At 46.7% G+C, this 16,341-nt stretch carries 15 protein-coding genes; 9 read left to right on the plus strand and 6 right to left on the minus strand.

Annotation, left to right across the window (positions count from 1 at the left end; translation table 11 throughout):
• Positions 1–11: 11 nt before the first annotated feature.
• From JZ784_RS01155 to sdsA, 4 genes are all read right to left on the minus strand, one after another.
• Positions 12–1,268, minus strand: a complete 1,257-nt coding sequence (locus JZ784_RS01155; protein WP_346313506.1) for an efflux RND transporter periplasmic adaptor subunit — start codon at positions 1,266–1,268, stop codon at positions 12–14.
• A gap of 37 nt (positions 1,269–1,305) precedes the next feature.
• Positions 1,306–1,905 carry a phosphatase PAP2 family protein gene (locus JZ784_RS01160; protein WP_346313507.1) on the minus strand — a complete coding sequence of 200 codons (600 nt, stop codon included), beginning with the start codon at positions 1,903–1,905 and terminating at the stop codon, positions 1,306–1,308.
• 161 nt (positions 1,906–2,066) lie between these two features.
• Entirely contained in the window at positions 2,067–4,109 is a 2,043-nt protein-coding gene (locus JZ784_RS01165; RefSeq protein ID WP_346313508.1) for a site-specific recombinase, read from the minus strand.
• A gap of 25 nt (positions 4,110–4,134) precedes the next feature.
• Complete coding sequence (gene sdsA / locus JZ784_RS01170; protein WP_131276344.1) at positions 4,135–5,112, minus strand: All-trans-nonaprenyl-diphosphate synthase; 978 nt, start codon at positions 5,110–5,112, stop codon at positions 4,135–4,137.
• Between the two features lie 452 nt (positions 5,113–5,564).
• On the opposite strand from sdsA, the gene rplU reads away from it, so the two are divergent.
• The 9 genes from rplU (at position 5,565) to JZ784_RS01215 (ending at position 13,371) form a co-directional block, all read left to right on the plus strand.
• Positions 5,565–5,876 carry a 50S ribosomal protein L21 gene (gene rplU, locus JZ784_RS01175; protein ID WP_005011534.1) on the plus strand — a complete coding sequence of 104 codons (312 nt, stop codon included), beginning with the start codon at positions 5,565–5,567 and terminating at the stop codon, positions 5,874–5,876.
• A gap of 19 nt (positions 5,877–5,895) precedes the next feature.
• Complete coding sequence (gene rpmA, locus JZ784_RS01180; protein WP_005011531.1) at positions 5,896–6,150, plus strand: 50S ribosomal protein L27; 255 nt, start codon at positions 5,896–5,898, stop codon at positions 6,148–6,150.
• Positions 6,151–6,541: 391 nt separating this feature from the next.
• Positions 6,542–7,462, plus strand: coding sequence for a YadA-like family protein (locus JZ784_RS01185; RefSeq protein ID WP_346313509.1), 921 nt, complete (start codon positions 6,542–6,544; stop codon positions 7,460–7,462).
• Positions 7,463–7,669: 207 nt separating this feature from the next.
• Positions 7,670–8,362, plus strand: coding sequence for an outer membrane lipoprotein chaperone LolA (gene lolA / locus JZ784_RS01190; RefSeq protein WP_346313510.1), 693 nt, complete (start codon positions 7,670–7,672; stop codon positions 8,360–8,362).
• 209 nt (positions 8,363–8,571) lie between these two features.
• The gene (locus tag JZ784_RS01195) at positions 8,572–9,366 is read left to right on the plus strand and encodes an RsiV family protein (protein ID WP_346313511.1); all 795 of its coding nucleotides are present in this window, start codon (positions 8,572–8,574) and stop codon (positions 9,364–9,366) included.
• Between the two features lie 119 nt (positions 9,367–9,485).
• Positions 9,486–10,757 (plus strand): serine--tRNA ligase, encoded by a 1,272-nt coding sequence (gene serS, locus JZ784_RS01200; protein WP_005011518.1) that lies wholly within the window; start codon positions 9,486–9,488, stop codon positions 10,755–10,757.
• Positions 10,758–10,830: 73 nt separating this feature from the next.
• Complete coding sequence (cysG, locus tag JZ784_RS01205; RefSeq protein ID WP_346313512.1) at positions 10,831–12,207, plus strand: siroheme synthase CysG; 1,377 nt, start codon at positions 10,831–10,833, stop codon at positions 12,205–12,207.
• A gap of 40 nt (positions 12,208–12,247) precedes the next feature.
• A complete protein-coding gene (locus JZ784_RS01210; RefSeq protein ID WP_005011514.1) occupies positions 12,248–12,727 on the plus strand; it encodes a tRNA (cytidine(34)-2'-O)-methyltransferase in 480 nt (159 codons plus the stop codon).
• A gap of 173 nt (positions 12,728–12,900) precedes the next feature.
• Complete coding sequence (locus JZ784_RS01215) at positions 12,901–13,371, plus strand: hypothetical protein (RefSeq protein ID WP_346313513.1); 471 nt, start codon at positions 12,901–12,903, stop codon at positions 13,369–13,371.
• Between the two features lie 119 nt (positions 13,372–13,490).
• Here JZ784_RS01215 and JZ784_RS01220 read toward each other — a convergent pair whose 3' ends face one another.
• On the minus strand, positions 13,491–14,888 hold the full coding sequence (locus JZ784_RS01220; protein ID WP_130146462.1) for an APC family permease: 1,398 nt from the start codon (positions 14,886–14,888) through the stop codon (positions 13,491–13,493).
• A gap of 266 nt (positions 14,889–15,154) precedes the next feature.
• Positions 15,155–16,339, minus strand: coding sequence for an iron-containing alcohol dehydrogenase (locus tag JZ784_RS01225; RefSeq protein WP_005011507.1), 1,185 nt, complete (start codon positions 16,337–16,339; stop codon positions 15,155–15,157).
• Positions 16,340–16,341: the final 2 nt, after the last annotated feature.

Below are 16,341 nucleotides of genomic sequence, written 5' to 3' on the forward strand. Positions count from 1 at the left end.
CAGTCTACCCCTTATGAATTTGAAGTAGCTTTTTGTTCAGGCTTTGCAGCAGCTTGAGCAGCTGGTTTTGCTTGGCCAGCGGCGCCTTGAGCAGCTTGCGGCGCAGCAGCTTGAGGCTGGTAAGGTTTAGCTGTAACTTGCTGTTCAGGCTTCACTTTCGCAATGCCGTCTACAATGACTTTATCGCCGGCTTTTAAGCCGTCAGTGACAATCCAGTCTTTGCCTTGAACGCCAACAGTGGTTACTGGGCGGGATTCAACAGCGCCTTTTGCATTCACTAACATAGCCATTGCTTGGCCAGTCGGTGTGCGGGTAAGCGCGGCTTGCGGAATCAGGTACGCATTTGGAATGACGGCCTGTACAATTTTTGCGTTCGCGAACATGCCTGGAAGCAGCAAGTGGTTCGGGTTGGAAAATACAGCACGCAAAGTGACTGTGCCTGTATCTGGGTTCACGCTGGCATCAGAGAATGCTAAACGGCCTTCCACAGGGTAGTCGCTGCCATCTTCCAGCTTCAGCTGCACTTTGGTGTTGTTGCTGCTGTCCACTGCGCCTTTGCTCAGCTGCTGACGCAAGCGAAGCAATTCTGCGCTGGACTGATTGATATCCACATAGATTGGATCTAAGCGCTGAATGGTCACCAAAGGTTCTGCCTGATTGGCGGTTACCAATGCGCCGACAGTGACTGTTGAGCGGTTGGTTTGACCTGAAATTGGCGCACGGACAGTTGAATAGCCCAAGTTGATTTGCGCATTCTTTAAGACCGCTTGGTTAGCATTCAGCGTTGCTTCAGCCAGTTTTACCTGACCGACAATATCGTCATACTCTTGCTTAGAAATGGCATTTGAACCCACCAACTGGCGGTAACGCCCTTCTTTTACACGCAGAACATTTAAATTTGCTTCAGCGCTGGCAATCGCCGCGCGCGCATTGTCAACATTCGCACGGTTTGAGCTGGAATCGATCTCGTAAAGCGCTTGGCCTTCACGGACATAGCTGCCTTCAGCAAATAGACGTTTCAGAACGACACCGCTGGTTTGCGGACGCACTTCAGAAATTTCATATGCTGTAGTGCGGCCTGAAAGTTCTACAGACTGTTCTACGCTTTGCGGCTGGGCAACAAGCACGCCAACTTCAGTTGGAGGCATCTGCTGAGCAGCGCCAGCTTGCTGTGCGTCTTTTGGATCTTTGCTACAACCGACAAGTGCAATACTTGTTGCTAATGCGCAAGCAGTCAGGGCAGGAGCCCAAAGCTTTGCAGACATCATTCTTTCACCTCTATATTAGATTTTTATCTAAAATTATTTATTTAGGCTGCTGGTATTTTACGAGTGCTAAATACAGCAGCGTGATCCAAATAAAACTTATGCTCCAGCCAGAAAAGACATCGGAAGGAAAATGCACGCCGGCATAGACTCTTGAAATGCCCATCAGCAAAATCCATAGACTTGCAATGAGGCAGATCAGTTTATGCCGCGGATGCTGCCGGGAAATGTACATCGCCAAACAGCCTAAAGCAGCCGCATAAAGGCTATGTCCACTTGGAAATGAATCTCCATAGGTTTTCACCAAGAAATACATTTCAGGTGGACGCGGTCTAGAGACGAAATACTTAAGCACCCAAGCGATGCAAATACTTCCAACCAATCCTATACTGATAAAAACAATATCTGAATATTTTTTATACCATGCTTGGCGTAAACACCATAGTGTGGCTAAAAATAATACAAATGGCATGCCGCCTGCTATGGAAAACCCTTGAGCTGCGATATTTAAGACAGGGGTTCTGTGTTCGTACATCCATGCCACAGCGCCTAAGTCATAAGCGCTCAAAGCATGTGATTTGTATAGCAACATACTGATTGTCAATGATAACAAACTCAGGAAAAGCAAGAGTTTCGGCATGCTTGAATCCTTGTTGTTTTATAAGGAACAAGTCCGAATAAATTAAGTGGTAAAGTGTACTCATCAGTACACTTTATTTCAAGTGTGTGTAAATTATGCTAATTTCTTTTTTGTGTTTTTTTAACACTTGATAATATAAATTAACAATTTTTTTAATGACTTTACTTCTGCCCATGGGATGAATCTTCAATTTCCAAAGGCTGTTTCGGCGGCCAAAAAAAGTCGCTAGGGCGGGTCAGGAAATGCGTCAGCACCAATTTTGCCAAGGGTTTCCATTGTTCAAAGCGCACACGACGCGCCCGCAGCGCCACAATAATAGTGAGGGTAAAGCTGACAAATAAGTTGGTCAGGCCGATGCACAGTACTCCTAAGAACGAGACAATTGCCAAGCCGATTTCAGGTCCGCCATTGATGCACATCAAGCCCTGAATAAAGTTGGCGGATGCAAAGGCAATATGGCGGATATCCAGCGGCAAGCCGAGAATATACCCCAGCGTTCCCATGCTGCCGAGCATGATGCCAAATAAGAAGTTGCCTGCCAAAGCTCCTAAATTGCGTTCGATATAAGCCGCGAATGCATTTAAGCGCTCTTGCCCCATGATTTCCCTAAGCGCAGGGTGGGCTTGAATGCGTGGCCCGACTTTACGGTAAATGGCCATGTTGTCAAAATATCCGGCCAGCAACCCAGACAAGAACAAACAGACGCCCGCAATCGCAGCATGCGGTATCGCCAGTGAGGTAAAGGGGTCTAAGCTGTGCAGCAGGTGAGAGGCTTTGGCATGGCTCAGCAAAGGCTCATGCATGGCGGCTTGCCAAAAATAAGTAATCAGTGCGGCCGTTGGAATTGCAATTGAGATATTGCCCAAAATGGCGATAAATTGTGTTCGTATAATATTGATAATCAGCGCAGCCAATTCTGCTATTTGCGCATTTTTTGAGCCTTTCCGGTGCTGCACCGTGGCCGCCAATGCGGCTGCAGTCATTGCCGGCTGTTTGGTCGCAACGGTAAAATGCAGCACATGAATCAGCATAAAGCCAAAAGAGTAGTTCATGCTGAACAAAAAGGCCTGCATCAGCGGCGCCAATGTTAAGCGGGCTGCCAGGATTTTCAGTGACGCCATGACCGCGATAATAACGCCGGCGCCAGCAGCAGCTTTATACATGGCAATAAAGCCTTTTTTATCGCTGCTGACGTAATGTTCACCTGTCTTGCTGGCATTCTCGGTGACTTGCAGCGCCATCAATTCACTGTTTGTCGCCAATAAAGAGCGGACGCTGCGTTCGCTATACAGGGCGTCGGTAACATCAACCAGCAATGCGCCAATCGAGCTGTAGCGGACATCATCTTCTTCCACAATCAGGTTCAGCAGAATTTCAATGCGTTCCAAACATTGTTCCAGTAACGACAGTAAATAAGTCAGGCTGACGCTGACCCCGCTGCGCTTGGTGGCTCTGCGGATTTTAAGCGTTACTTCACGGCATTGATCCAGCATCACCAGCGCTTGCGATGCATCTGGCGGCTCGACGGCGCTCATTTGCTCCGCATTTTGGTGCAGATGTTTATATTGCTGAATAAACTCATTAATTTCACGATTCTGAACTAAAAACGGCGATTCATACTCGGTCAATTCCGGGTGCGCATTGATAAATTCAGGGTATAAGCCGATGCCGCTGACACGGTATGACAAAATTGTGATGGCTTTAATCAATTCACGGCGGATTTGCTTTTTTTCATCCTGATTGCCATGGCCTTGATTGAACAGCCTAAACAGATTTTGCCATTCTGCATCGTCAATTTCATCCAGCCAGTATTTATCGCTGCGCTGATGAAAAACTTGACGCAATAGTTCCTGCAGCTGGCTTTCGTCATGAATTAAAGGTAAAAAGTGTGCGCCTAAGCGCTGCATCAGCTGATTAAAGAATCCATCTAAAGACAAAATTCCGGTATCCGCATAGAGGCTGGTTTGCTTATAACGGCTAATTAATTTAAGAACAAAACTTTGCAGCGTAGAGGCGGCATCCGGCGTCAACAATAAGGCCGTGTAAAAGGCTTTAAATGTTTGATGTATTTCTTCTGTGTTTTTGGTGTCTGCCGGACGGATGCGGTTCACCAGCTCGATCAATAGATTGTGATCCAGCACAGCCTGACGGGTGTCAAGCTGGTGCTGCATTTGCAGGAATAAATCATTCAATTTTATATGCATAAGCAAGCGGTTACGATTCTTTAGTTTATTGAATGCGGTGCAATGCCAAATTTGCGAGATTAATCAGCGCTTGACGGTATTCACTGTCAGGAAGCGCATTCAATGCATCCAGCGCTGCGTTGGTTTCTTCGGTGGCGCGCCGGCTGCAGTAATCCAAGGCGCCAGAAGTCTGAACTATGGAAATTACCTGTTCTAAGTCTGCAGTGCCGCCAGTAGCAATGCTGCGGCGGATTACGTCGTGCTCTTCACCAGAGGTATTCTTCAGTGCAGAGATTAAAGGCAAAGTCGGTTTGCCTTCCATTAAATCATCACCGATATTTTTACCTAATGTTTCAGCATCTGAGGTGTAATCTAAAATATCATCAATGATTTGAAAGGCATTGCCGAAGTGGCCGGCAAATTTTCGCAGCGGTTCGCGGTATTCGGGTTTACCTGAAAGAATAGCCGCGCCTTCTGTTGCCAATTCAAACAGGCGTGAAGTTTTGCCGTGAATAATATCTAAATAGGTCTGTTCCGTAGTATCCGGCTGATGCTGAGACTGCAGCTGCAAGACTTCGCCTTCTGCAATTTCACAGGTGCCTGTAGAAAAGTCTTTCAGCAGCACCATGTCATTCAGGTCGACCAGCAGGTCGAATGCGCGTGAAATCAGGAAGTCTCCGACTAAAACCGCAGTCTGGTTATTCCAGGTGGCATTGGCTGTCGGGCGCCCGCGGCGCAAGCCTGATTCATCGACAACATCATCATGCACCAGGGTTGCAGTATGCAGCATTTCAATAATGGCGGCTAATTTGCGGTGCTCTGCGATGTCTTCTGCGCCGCAGGCTTTGGCGGCCAGTAAGCACATAATGGGACGCATGCGTTTGCCGCCAGCTTCAACCACATGTTTGCTGACGGCCATGACTAAAGCAACTTTTGAGGTAATCCCTTCATTGATAAATTTGTCCATCGCGGCAAAGTCAGTAGCAACAGGAGCGAGAATGTCTTGCTTGAAGTCGATGGTCATGTGAAGAAGAACCTCAGTAATTTTGAATTGCCGCTATAGTTTAGCAATTTCGTATAATAATTACAGATATGAAGCTCGGCGGCTGATTTAAAATTAGATGATAATTTTAAATCAGGCTAAGTTCAGATCACCTGATGTGAATATAAAATGCTGAGTTAAGTAAGTCTGGCTGGCATTTTGTGATTCATCTTAAGCCTTATAGTAGCGAATTGATTTTAAAAATCTATTTGAATTTTTGAAAGATGTTTTCTGCCGTTGCGCGAATGTGCAGGCGCTAAAAATATTTGTTTATAAAACAGTCGCTGTTTTTGGATAATTTTTTGTGCAAATGGCTTGTTGTTTTTATGCAGATCGCTTAAAATCCTTGCCCTTGTATGACCCCAGTGGCGATCGTCTTAAGATCGGTATCTTCCTTTACCGGCACGGCGACACGGGCATGTTTGGAGTACATTATGTACGCAGTTATCCAGAGCGGTGGTAAACAACACCGTGTGGTTGAGGGTGAAACCCTTAAAGTAGAATTATTGAAAGCTGAAACTGGCGCAACAATTACGTTTGATGACGTGTTGATGCTTGTTAACGGTGACAGCATTCAAATCGGTGCTCCAGTTGTTGCTGGCGCTACTGTTACTGCTGAAGTAGTTAGCCATGGTCGTCACGACAAAATCCGCATTATCAAAATGCGCCGTCGTAAACACTATCGTAAACAACAAGGTCACCGTCAATGGTTCACTGAGTTGAAAATTACAGCTATTTCAGGCTAATTACGAGGAGTAAATAGACATGGCAACTAAAAAAGCCGGTGGTTCGACTAAAAACGGTCGTGACTCGAATCCTAAAATGTTAGGTGTTAAAATGTACGGCGGTCAATCTGTGACTGCTGGTAACATTATCGTTCGTCAACGTGGTACAGAATTCCACGCTGGTGCAAACGTAGGTATGGGCCGTGACCATACTTTGTTCGCTACTGCTGACGGCGTAATCAAATTCGAAGTGAAAGGCCAATTCGGTCGTCGCTACGTATCTGTTGAAGTTTAAGCTTTAATAGAAAAAAACCCGCAAATTTTGCGGGTTTTTTTTTGCCAAACAAATCATTCCAAAAAGATTTATTTCAGTAAAAAAAATAAAAATTCACAAGAAAAATAAATAATAACCTGAAATCTTTACTAATAATTAAATCTCCAAAGTGTAATTAAATGTGATTTACGTCACATAAATGAATGTGTGTAATAGGAGGGGAGAAGTACAAAAAAAGGATAAGGACATGAATAGAATATTAAGAAAAGTATTCATAAATACCTGCTCCAAAAGTAGGAAACTTTCTGAAAATGGTTTGAGAGTTACAGGGCTTGAAGATTCAACTCATTTCTCAAACAGCATGATGTGTGAACTAAAACCATATTCACCAGTTGCGCAAGCAATGCCTAAAATGCTGGCTGTAAGCATTCTATTTGCAATCGGCAGTGCGGTATGGGCAGGAAACAGTATAGATCCTGTTATTGCGGATAATTCTTGCCATATGGGATGCAGCTCAGGCCATGATGGTCACGGCGGCAGCGGTGGCGGGCATGAAAATGGGCAAGGTGGCCATGGCGGTGGCGGACAGGGTGGTCATAATGATCACGGCAACGGCAACGGCAACGGCAACGGCAACGGCAACGGCAACGGCAACGGCAACGGCAACGGCAACGGCAACGGCAACGGCAACGGCAACGGCAACGGCAACGGCAACGGCAACGGCAACGGCAATGGCAATGGCAACGGCAATGGCAATGGCAATGGCGGCGGCAGCGGACACGGTCATGGACATGGCGGTGTGCCAGGCCCTCAAGGTGAAACAGGCGCTGCTGGGCCAGTTGGCCCGCAAGGCCCTCAGGGTGAAACTGGCGCTACAGGTCAAACAGGCGCCACAGGTGCAGCGGGGAATACGGGGGCAAGCGGTTTGAGCGCTTATGAGATTGCTGTTGATAATGGCTTTGAAGGCACGCAAGGAGAATGGCTGCTGAGTTTGAGGGGGCCTGCTGGGCAGGATGGCGGAAACGGCCTGAATGAGGCGAAAAGCTATACAGACAGCCGTGCCGATGAATTGAATCACAGGATTGACCGTCTAGAGGATGGGGTATATGCCGCAGTCGCATCTAGTATCGCAATCGCATCTCTGCCGCAGCCGACAGACGCCGGCTATAATATGTTCAGTGCCGGTGTGGGAACATGGGAAGGCGAGCAAGGCTTTGCGGTTGGCTTTAGCGGTGTGTCAGAAAATAACAAGTATGTTTATAAACTGGCCGCCACAACCAATACGGAAGGTGACTTTGGTGCAGGCGCTTCAATAGGGTGGCAGTGGAAATAATGCTGAATCATTTAACTGAATAAAAGCTCCCAATCGATCGGGAGCTTTTTTATATTGAGTGCATTTCTCCATCATGATGAATAAAATCTTCTGATTTGCATTAATAACAATACAAAACTTATTGTTTTCGCTCATATTCGTCTGAGAAATTGGTTTAAGATGGGCTATCTGACAAATTGCAATGCTGCAAATATAAAAGGTGAATCTATGAATATGCTTCGTAAAACCATGTGTGCTATGGCATTGGGTGCAGCGACATTGGCACCTGTGATAAGTACAACAGTTTTTGCTGCCACCGCAGCATCGGAGCAGCAAGCGACAGCCAGCTTGGTTCAGCAGCTGAGCGGTGTGAAAAGTTTTTCTGCAAATTTTGAACAGACGACGAAAGTCACTGGCGGCAAGGCTGTACAGAAAAAAGGCCTGTCTGCTCAGCATATGAATCAAACCTTTAAAGGGGTGATGAAGGTTGAGCGTCCGGGTAAATTCTTCTGGGAAACCTCAAGCCCATCAAAACAGACGATTGTGACGTCTGGCAAGACTGTATGGATTTATGACCCAGACCTGCAGCAAGCCGTGCGCCAAAGTTTAGACGACCAAGTGGCGAATACTCCGGCGTTGCTGCTGTCAGGCAATACCAGTCAAATTATGAAGTCATACCGTGTGACGCAGCCGAATAAAGCCAAAACCTATTACACGCTGTATCCAAAACATGGCGATGGCGCTTTCCAAAGCCTGACCATTAGTTTTGGCGCAAATAAAGCGCCAACGCTGATGATTCTGGCGGATTCATTGGGCCAAACTACATATGTGCGCTTTAACAATATGAAAGTGAATGTACCTATTCCCGCGTCAACTTTCAATTTTACCCCGCCTAAAGGGACTGACATCATTGATCAGTAAGCCATCATCAGTCAGTTGGGTGAATGAACCGGCAGCTGATGCTGAAATCTTTTGAGGCAAAATTAAAAAGCAGGCGCAAGCCTGCTTTTTTTGTCAGTGCGGTTCTGGTACGGGATGGCAGATACATTTCGTAATGTTATCAGGTGTATAGACTGGGTATAGTGGGATCGTTTTATTTGTTTTCCGCTTTTGGCAATAGGGATTGAGTGATGAATACAGTTTATAAAAATGTTTGGGCTGCTGCAGGCGTTGCTTTTCTTTCACTGGGTCTGCTGACTGCATGCCAGCCGCGGAATGAGCCTGTACAGGACAATCAGCACAAAGCGCAGGCAGCGCAGGTAAAAGAGCAAGGCATTCCTCTGATTCAGTCTAAAACCGTTGCAATGAAGCTGGCGAAGCCGGAAGCCTGTGATGCTGAAGGCTGCACCCAGTATTCTATTCAAACGGTTGAAACCAATGTGGACTGGATCAACCAGTATTTTGCGGAGCGCATTAAGAAAGCAGACCCGATTGCATTTTCAACGGCGCCGAATGAAAAAGTGAATTTGGCGGAAGGCGCAGAACCTGGGCTGGGGCAAAGCATAACCCATGTGCGCTATATCAGTCAGTGGGGTAAAATAGCGACATTCGCTTTAGAAAGTTATACGTATACAGCGGGCGCCGCGCATGGCATGTCTCATGTGGAATACGTCAACTTTGATTTACAGGCAAAAAAACGTTTGGCGCTGCAGGATGTATTGGCAAAAGGCGCAGAGGCCAAAGTGCTGAGCGCGCTGTATGACGCCAATTCGATGTGGCTGGAAGAGCATAATATTGAACGCGGCAAGCTGCAGCTGAGTGATAATTTTTATTATGGCGCCGGCGGCATAGTCTTTGTTTATCCGCTGTACGAATTAGCCAGCTATGCCGAAGGCATGACAGAGCTGAATTTGCCTTATCAGATGACTAAAGGCCTGTTTAAGCCTGAATATCTGCCGAATTTGCCCAATTATGAAAATCAGTAAGCTGTAAAAATCTTGCAGTTTATTGTACTAATAAGCCTCAGCTGTAAGCTCGATTACTGTATTTTTTAGCGTTAAGAGCTTACACTATAGCCAGTTTTTTTCTTTGCAAATGATTGGCTATGATCGACCCGAAATTACTCAGAAATAATATTGAGGCTGTAAATTTAGCCTTGGCAAAACGCGGCGTTCAGCTGGACGCGGCAGAATGGGCCGCATTAGAAGCGCGCCGTAAAGAAATTCAGTCTAAAACTGAAAGCTTGCAGGCTGAACGCAATGCGGGCGCAAAACAAGTCGGTCAAATTAAAAAATCGGGCGGCGATGCGTCCGAAATCATGGCGCGCATGTCTGCCATTGGCGATGAAATTAAAGCTGCAGAAACTGCACTGACAGAACTTCAGGCAGAAATTGAAACTAAGTCTTTATCCATTCCGAATATGCCGCATGAATCTGTGCCTGAAGGCAAAGATGAAAGCGACAATGTTGAAATCTTAAAATGGGGCACACCGCGCGAATTTGATTTCGAGATTAAAGACCATACCGATCTTGGCGAAATGATGGGCGGTTTGGAGTTTGAAACGGCAACCAAGCTGACCGGAACACGCTTTAGCGTACTGAAAGGCCCGCTAGCGCGTTTGCAGCGCGCCATCACGCAGTTCATGCTGAATACCCATACCGATGTGAATGGCTATACTGAAGCGTATGTGCCTTATTTGGTCAATGCCGATTCTTTGCGCGGCACAGGCCAGCTGCCTAAATTTGAAGAAGATTTATTCAAGCTGCAAGGCGAAAAAGAATATTACCTTATCCCGACTGCAGAAGTGCCGGTGACCAATTTTGTCCGCGATGAAATTATCGATCCGGCACGCCTTCCTTTGAAATATGCAGCGCATACCCCATGCTTCCGCAGTGAAGCGGGTTCATATGGCCGCGATACGCGCGGTTTGATCCGCCAGCACCAATTTGACAAAGTTGAGATGGTGCAAATTGTGAAGCCTGAAGATTCAATGAATGCTTTGGAAGAGCTGACCGGCCATGCAGAAGGCATTCTGCAAGCTTTAGGCTTGCCATACCGTAAGATTATTCTGTGCGGCGGCGATATGGGCTTTGGCGCAATTAAAACTTATGATTTGGAAGTTTGGGTGCCAAGCCAAAATACTTACCGTGAAATTTCATCTTGCTCATGCATGGGTGATTTCCAGGCGCGCCGCATGAAGGCGCGTTACCGTGCAGATCAAAAGAAAACTGAATTTGTCCATACGCTGAATGGTTCTGGTTTGGCCGTTGGCCGCACTTTGCTGGCTGTCATGGAAAATTACCAGCGCGCAGACGGTTCAATTGAAGTGCCGGAAGTTTTGCGTCCATATATGGGCGGTGCTGAATTTATCGATTAATTATCGATAAGGTGCATGCATTTGTGCACAAAAATTGCTTAAGACAATCAGATTTAAACTATTGAGGTAGTGTGTGGATATCTTTCCAATCTCTTTGAAGCTGCAGCAGCAGCCTTGTCTGATTGTCGGCGGCGGTCATATTGCCTACCGTAAGGCCGTGCTGCTTGCAAAAGCGGGCGCTGCGCTGCATGTGATTTCGCCGGATATAGATGCCAATCTGCTTGAGATTGTGGAACAGAGCGGCGGTCAATATACAAAAGCTGCTTATAGTTCAGGTTTTGCGCTGCGAGATTACCGTCTGGTGATTGCGGCAACGGATGATAAGGCAGTCAATCAGGCTGTATTTGAGGCTTGTGAAGCTGAAAATGTTTTGGTCAATAGTGTTGATGATCCGCCGCATTGCCGTTTCATGGTGCCGGCTATTATTGACCGTTCGCCGCTGGTGGTGTCTATCGCCACGAATGGTGCATCGCCTGTGTTATCCCGTCAGATCCGGACGCAGCTTGAAGCCAGTATTCCGCATGGCATGGGCAAGCTTGCTGATTTTTCGGGAAAATGGCGGGCAGCCGTTAAAGCCAAGATTGAAAATCCGGATGAACGCCGCATTTTCTGGGAGGATTTGTATGCCAGTCCGCTCAAGGAGCAGGTGTTTAATGGCAATGCCGCTGAAGCTGACCGTTTAATTGAACAGGCGTTAATAGAATGGAAACAGCCCAAAGGTGAAGTCTATTTGGTGGGGGCCGGCCCAGGCGACCCTGAGCTGCTGACCTTGAAAGCCTTGCGTTTAATGCAGCAGGCCGATGTGGTTATTTATGACCGGCTGGTATCAGCGCCGATTATGGAATTGTGCCGCCGCGATGCAGAAAAAATCTATGTCGGCAAAGCGCGCTCCAATCATGCAGTGCCGCAAGACGGCATCAATGCCTTGCTGGTTAAATATGCATCTGAAGGCAAGCGGGTCTGCCGCTTAAAAGGCGGAGATCCATTTATTTTTGGCCGCGGCGGTGAAGAAATTCAGGAGCTGTTCGCAGCGGGAATCGCATTTCAAGTGGTGCCGGGTATTACCGCTGCATCCGGCTGCTCAGCCTATGCAGGCATTCCATTGACCCATCGTGATTATGCGCAGAGTGTGCGGTTTTTAACGGGTCATTTAAAAGAAGGTTCACCTGAATTGCCTTGGAATGAACTGGTCTATCAAAACCAAACCTTAGTGCTGTATATGGGCTTAGTTGGCCTAGAAAAAATCTGTGAAAATTTGATTGCTCATGGCCAGCGCCCAGACATGCCGGTTGCACTGGTTTCTAAAGGCACAACGCCCGAGCAGAAAGTTTTGGTTGGCACGCTTGCAGACATTGCATCTAAAGTGGCCGAGCATCAGATACAGGCGCCAACATTGACCATTATTGGCGATGTGGTCAGCCTGCGGGAACAATTGCAGTGGCAAGGCTAATTCAGCCTTGCTACATTATTTAAAAGAGTAGAGAAGTCCAGTGATCCATGTAGTGTTATACGAGCCAGAAATTCCAGCCAATACAGGGAATATCATTCGTTTGTGCGCCAATACAGGAGCGCAGCTGCATTTGGTCAAGCCTTTAGGGTTTGAGCTGGATGATAAGAAGTTGCGCCGTGCCGGTTTGGATTATCATGAATGGGCGCATATGAAAGTATGGGAAAACTTTACCGAATGTCTTGCATATTTAGAAACGCAAGGCATCGCCAATGATGCGGTTTATCCTTTAACCACCAAAGGGGTTGAAACACCGCATACGTCTCATTTGAACCGCCCAGTCGCTTTGCTGATGGGGCCGGAAACCCGCGGCTTGCCGGAAGCTGTGCGCATGATGTTTCCCAAAGAGCATTGGATTCGCCTGCCAATGGCTGAAAATTCCCGCAGCTTGAATTTATCCAATGCAACGGCAGTCATTTTGTATGAAGCATGGCGGCAGCAGGATTTCAAAACATTGGCTTAAGCCTGCTAAGCCATCAGAAAAACCGCTCAATAGAGCGGTTTTTTTATGAGTCAACACGGCATTGCACATTTTACAGTGATGAGATTTTGTAAAATTAAGGGTGAGGATGCTTCTGGACAAATCTAAAACTGTGTATAACGAAAATGAAAGAATTAAAAACAGGCACTTAGAACTTGAAATTTGTAAATTTGAATGTATGTGCAGCGATGCTGGCGGCAGGGTTGACAGCTTCATCTGGCTGGGCGGCTCAAACTGAAAATCAGCCTGCGGCTGCCGCGGCAGTTGTTGAAAGCATTCAGCCCGCGGATATTAAACCCTTAACCAAAGAAGAAATTCAGCAAGGCATGTTGGACTTAAGCGCCCGGCAAAACCAGCGCATAGAAGAGTGGGGCAAAACACTAAAGCCTGAAGATTTTGAAAGAAGCTGGTTTGGGCGGATTTTAAAAAAGCCGAAACGCCAGGAGGTGTGCGGCATTTATCAGGAGGTGCTGGATGAAACTTTAAAATTGGCTGTGCAAAATCAAGACCGGTTGTCTGAAGCGGACCGGAAGCTTTTGCAAGACCGCAATTTGTTTATTCAAGCTTTGGGTTATAAGAATAATATCGTTGATACCCGAATGGGGTTTAACTGCCGGCTGAGATAGCTCAGCCTTCGCTTCAGCAGGTGGTGATTTCAGAAGGGAAAATGGCAAAGGCGGTTTTCATTTCAGAGGACAATAAAAAAGGCGCATAATGCGCCTTTTTAAGGATGGTTCTTCATGCATCAATGATGAGTATCATCAAATTCGTTATGCTGTGGCGCAGGGTGCTTGAAGCCTTTGGTTTTATAGCCAAGGTACAAGATGCCGAACATTGCCCACCATAAGCCAAATTTCAGTGCAGTTTCTTCAATTTCCAGCCACATCGCAAAGATGCTGATGAAGCCGAGCAGAGGGATAACAATGAAGCTGACAATGTCTTTCAGGTTTTTGGTGCGGCCGTCACGCAGGGCATAACGCGAAATTACAGACAAGTTGACGAAAGTAAATGCGGTTAATGCGCCAAAACTGATCATTGAAATGACAATGTCCAGATCCATAAAGCCTGCAGTCAATGCGACTGCACCGACGATCATAATATTGTATGACGGTGTGTAGCTTTTATGGCTGATATGGCCGAAGATTTTTTTGTTGATGACGCCATCACGCCCCATCACATACATTAAGCGTGAAACGCCGGCATGTGCAGAAATACCTGATGCCATCACTGTGACAATGGCGAAATACAGCACAACAGTTTTGAAAGCCGCGCCGCCGACAGCTTGAAGAATATCCGGCTGTGTTGCAGCAACATCTTCAAAATAAGTCTTTGGATCATTCGGGAAATAAATCTGCATAAAGTAGGTGCTGATAATGAAGATGACACCGGCAAGCAAAGCGGTTAAGAAAATCGCTTTAGGCAGTGTTTTCTCTGTATCTTTGGTTTCTTCAGCAAGCGAACTTAAGGAATCAAACCCTGTGAATGAGAAGCAAAGAAGAGTAGCGCCGGTAATTAATGGGCCAATTTGAGTCAGTTCATTCCAAAACGGCTCTAAGCTCCAAAGCTGGTATTTTGCATTGACTAATGTGCCGTCAGCATTTACGCCGCTGGCCAGCAAGCTGTAAACCAGCCATGTAAAGTATGCAATCACGCCCAGCTGAACAAATACGATCAGGCTGTTAAAATTGGCTACAAACTTTGCGCCGCGTAAGTTCACAGCAGTCATGAAGGCGGTGAGGCCAATGACCCAGACCCAGTGATTAATATCTGGGAAAAGCGCTTCCAGGTAAATTACGGCCAAAATGATGTTGACCATTGGCGATAATAAATAATCCAGCCAAGATGACCAGCCCACCATAAAGCCAACATTCGGGTGAATGGATTTTTGCGCATAGGTGTATGCAGAACCCGAAGATGGATAGCGGCGGATCATATGTCCGTAACTGATGGAAGTAAACAAAATTGCAACTAAAGCAATAATATAGGATGTCGGCACATGGTAATGACTTTCTTCCGAAACGAGGCCAAAAGTATCAAACAAGGTCATTGGCTGAATATAAGCTAAGCCAATAATAATAATGTGCCAGAGCCCTAGTGTTTTTTGCAGTTTAGCTGCAGATTGAGTCCCAGAGATATTTGTCAACGGCGTTTCCTCTTAATCGTTGATCAAGGATCAGTCATACTAAATAAGGATCGTTTGAGACGAACGACCCCTCCCTATGTTTAATTCAAAAGCGCGCCAATCTACCCTAAAAAGGCGCATTTTGTCAGTAACTTTGCAAATTTTATTAGCAGAAAATATGCCAGTTTGCTTAAAGGCGCTAAAGTTATCCGATCGGCAAGATAAAAGCCCGATGTTTAAAAAAACATCAGGCTTATTTTTCGCTATATTCGCTTATTTTTCAGTAATTACCAAGCTTTTTCTAAGATAGTCTTTAAATCTTGAAGCGTGGCTTCTTTCGGATTATAGATAATCGAACCATCGTTGAGCGCTTTCTCTGCAATCTCATCAAACTGCGCCTCGGAAACCTTGCCCGTTTCACGCAATGTGCGAGGCAATTTGGTTAACGCATAGATGCGGTCACGCATGGTTTGAAGGGTGGAAATGGTTTTATCTGCGCGCAAATGGGCGGGGGTTTGCGCATAAATATCTGGGCCAGCTAAAGGCAGCAGCAGATCCGCCAATTTATCAGCATTGATTTCTTTATTGTATTCGAGCACATACGGCAAGAACAGGTTCATGCACAGGCCATGCGGCAGGTGAGCAACAGCGCCTAAGGAATGGCCTAAGGAGTGCACGAGGCCAACCATGGAGTTGGAGAATGCGATGCCCGCCATGGTGGAAGCCTGAGCCAGCTCTAAACGGCCATTCGCCTCAGTCGGGTTATCCAGCACATTAAATAAGTTGGCGCTGATTTTTTTAATCGCCGCAGTGGCATAGGCGTCTGAAATTGGATTGGCTGCCAGACAGGTGTAGGCTTCCACGGCATGGGTCATGGCATCCATAGCCGTCATCGCAGTTAAATGCGGCGGCAGCGTTTGGGTCATGCGCGGATCTAAAATCGCCGCATGCGGCATCAAATAATAGGATGCGAACGGCATTTTTACATTTTTCTGATTGTCTGACACGACGGCAACCATAGTGACTTCGGAACCTGTGCCGGATGTGGTTGGAATCACAAAAAAGGGTTTAAGCGGTCTTGGCAGATTATGCGCGCCTGAGTATTTCAGCAGGTCGTCGCCGCCTTCAGACACTAGGATATTCGTAGCTTTGGAGGTGTCAATGACTGAGCCGCCGCCCACGGCAATAATGGCGTCACAGTTGTTTTCACGGTACAGCTGTGCGGCTTTGCGCACCGTTTCAAGGCTTGAATCTGGCGGCACATCATCAAAAATACAGCCAATGACTGCATCTGTTGATTCAAATGCCGCTTCTATCGGCGCGAGCAGATTGTTGCTGCGCACGCCTTTATCGGTAATGATCAGCGGACGGGCTGCGCCTAAGGCGGCAAGTTCAAACGGGATATGTTCCAAGGCTGCATGGCCAGCAATCACTTTTACTGGACAGAAAAATTCGTAATAAGGCTTAGCCATGA

The organism is Acinetobacter sp. CWB-B33 (assembly GCF_039655955.1).
GTDB lineage: Bacteria > Pseudomonadota > Gammaproteobacteria > Pseudomonadales > Moraxellaceae > Acinetobacter > Acinetobacter bouvetii.

Bases quoted from the DNA above. Each gene is read 5' to 3' on its own strand.
- JZ784_RS01155 (WP_346313506.1), bottom strand. From the start codon at position 1,268: ATGATGTCTGCAAAGCTTTGGGCTCCTGCCCTGACTGCTTGCGCATTA.
- JZ784_RS01160 (WP_346313507.1), bottom strand. From the start codon at position 1,905: ATGCCGAAACTCTTGCTTTTCCTGAGTTTGTTATCATTGACAATCAGT.
- JZ784_RS01165 (WP_346313508.1), bottom strand. From the start codon at position 4,109: ATGCATATAAAATTGAATGATTTATTCCTGCAAATGCAGCACCAGCTT.
- sdsA (WP_131276344.1), bottom strand. From the start codon at position 5,112: ATGACCATCGACTTCAAGCAAGACATTCTCGCTCCTGTTGCTACTGAC.
- rplU (WP_005011534.1), top strand. From the start codon at position 5,565: ATGTACGCAGTTATCCAGAGCGGTGGTAAACAACACCGTGTGGTTGAG.
- rpmA (WP_005011531.1), top strand. From the start codon at position 5,896: ATGGCAACTAAAAAAGCCGGTGGTTCGACTAAAAACGGTCGTGACTCG.
- JZ784_RS01185 (WP_346313509.1), top strand. From the start codon at position 6,542: ATGCTGGCTGTAAGCATTCTATTTGCAATCGGCAGTGCGGTATGGGCA.
- lolA (WP_346313510.1), top strand. From the start codon at position 7,670: ATGAATATGCTTCGTAAAACCATGTGTGCTATGGCATTGGGTGCAGCG.
- JZ784_RS01195 (WP_346313511.1), top strand. From the start codon at position 8,572: ATGAATACAGTTTATAAAAATGTTTGGGCTGCTGCAGGCGTTGCTTTT.
- serS (WP_005011518.1), top strand. From the start codon at position 9,486: ATGATCGACCCGAAATTACTCAGAAATAATATTGAGGCTGTAAATTTA.
- JZ784_RS01225 (WP_005011507.1), bottom strand. From the start codon at position 16,339: ATGGCTAAGCCTTATTACGAATTTTTCTGTCCAGTAAAAGTGATTGCT.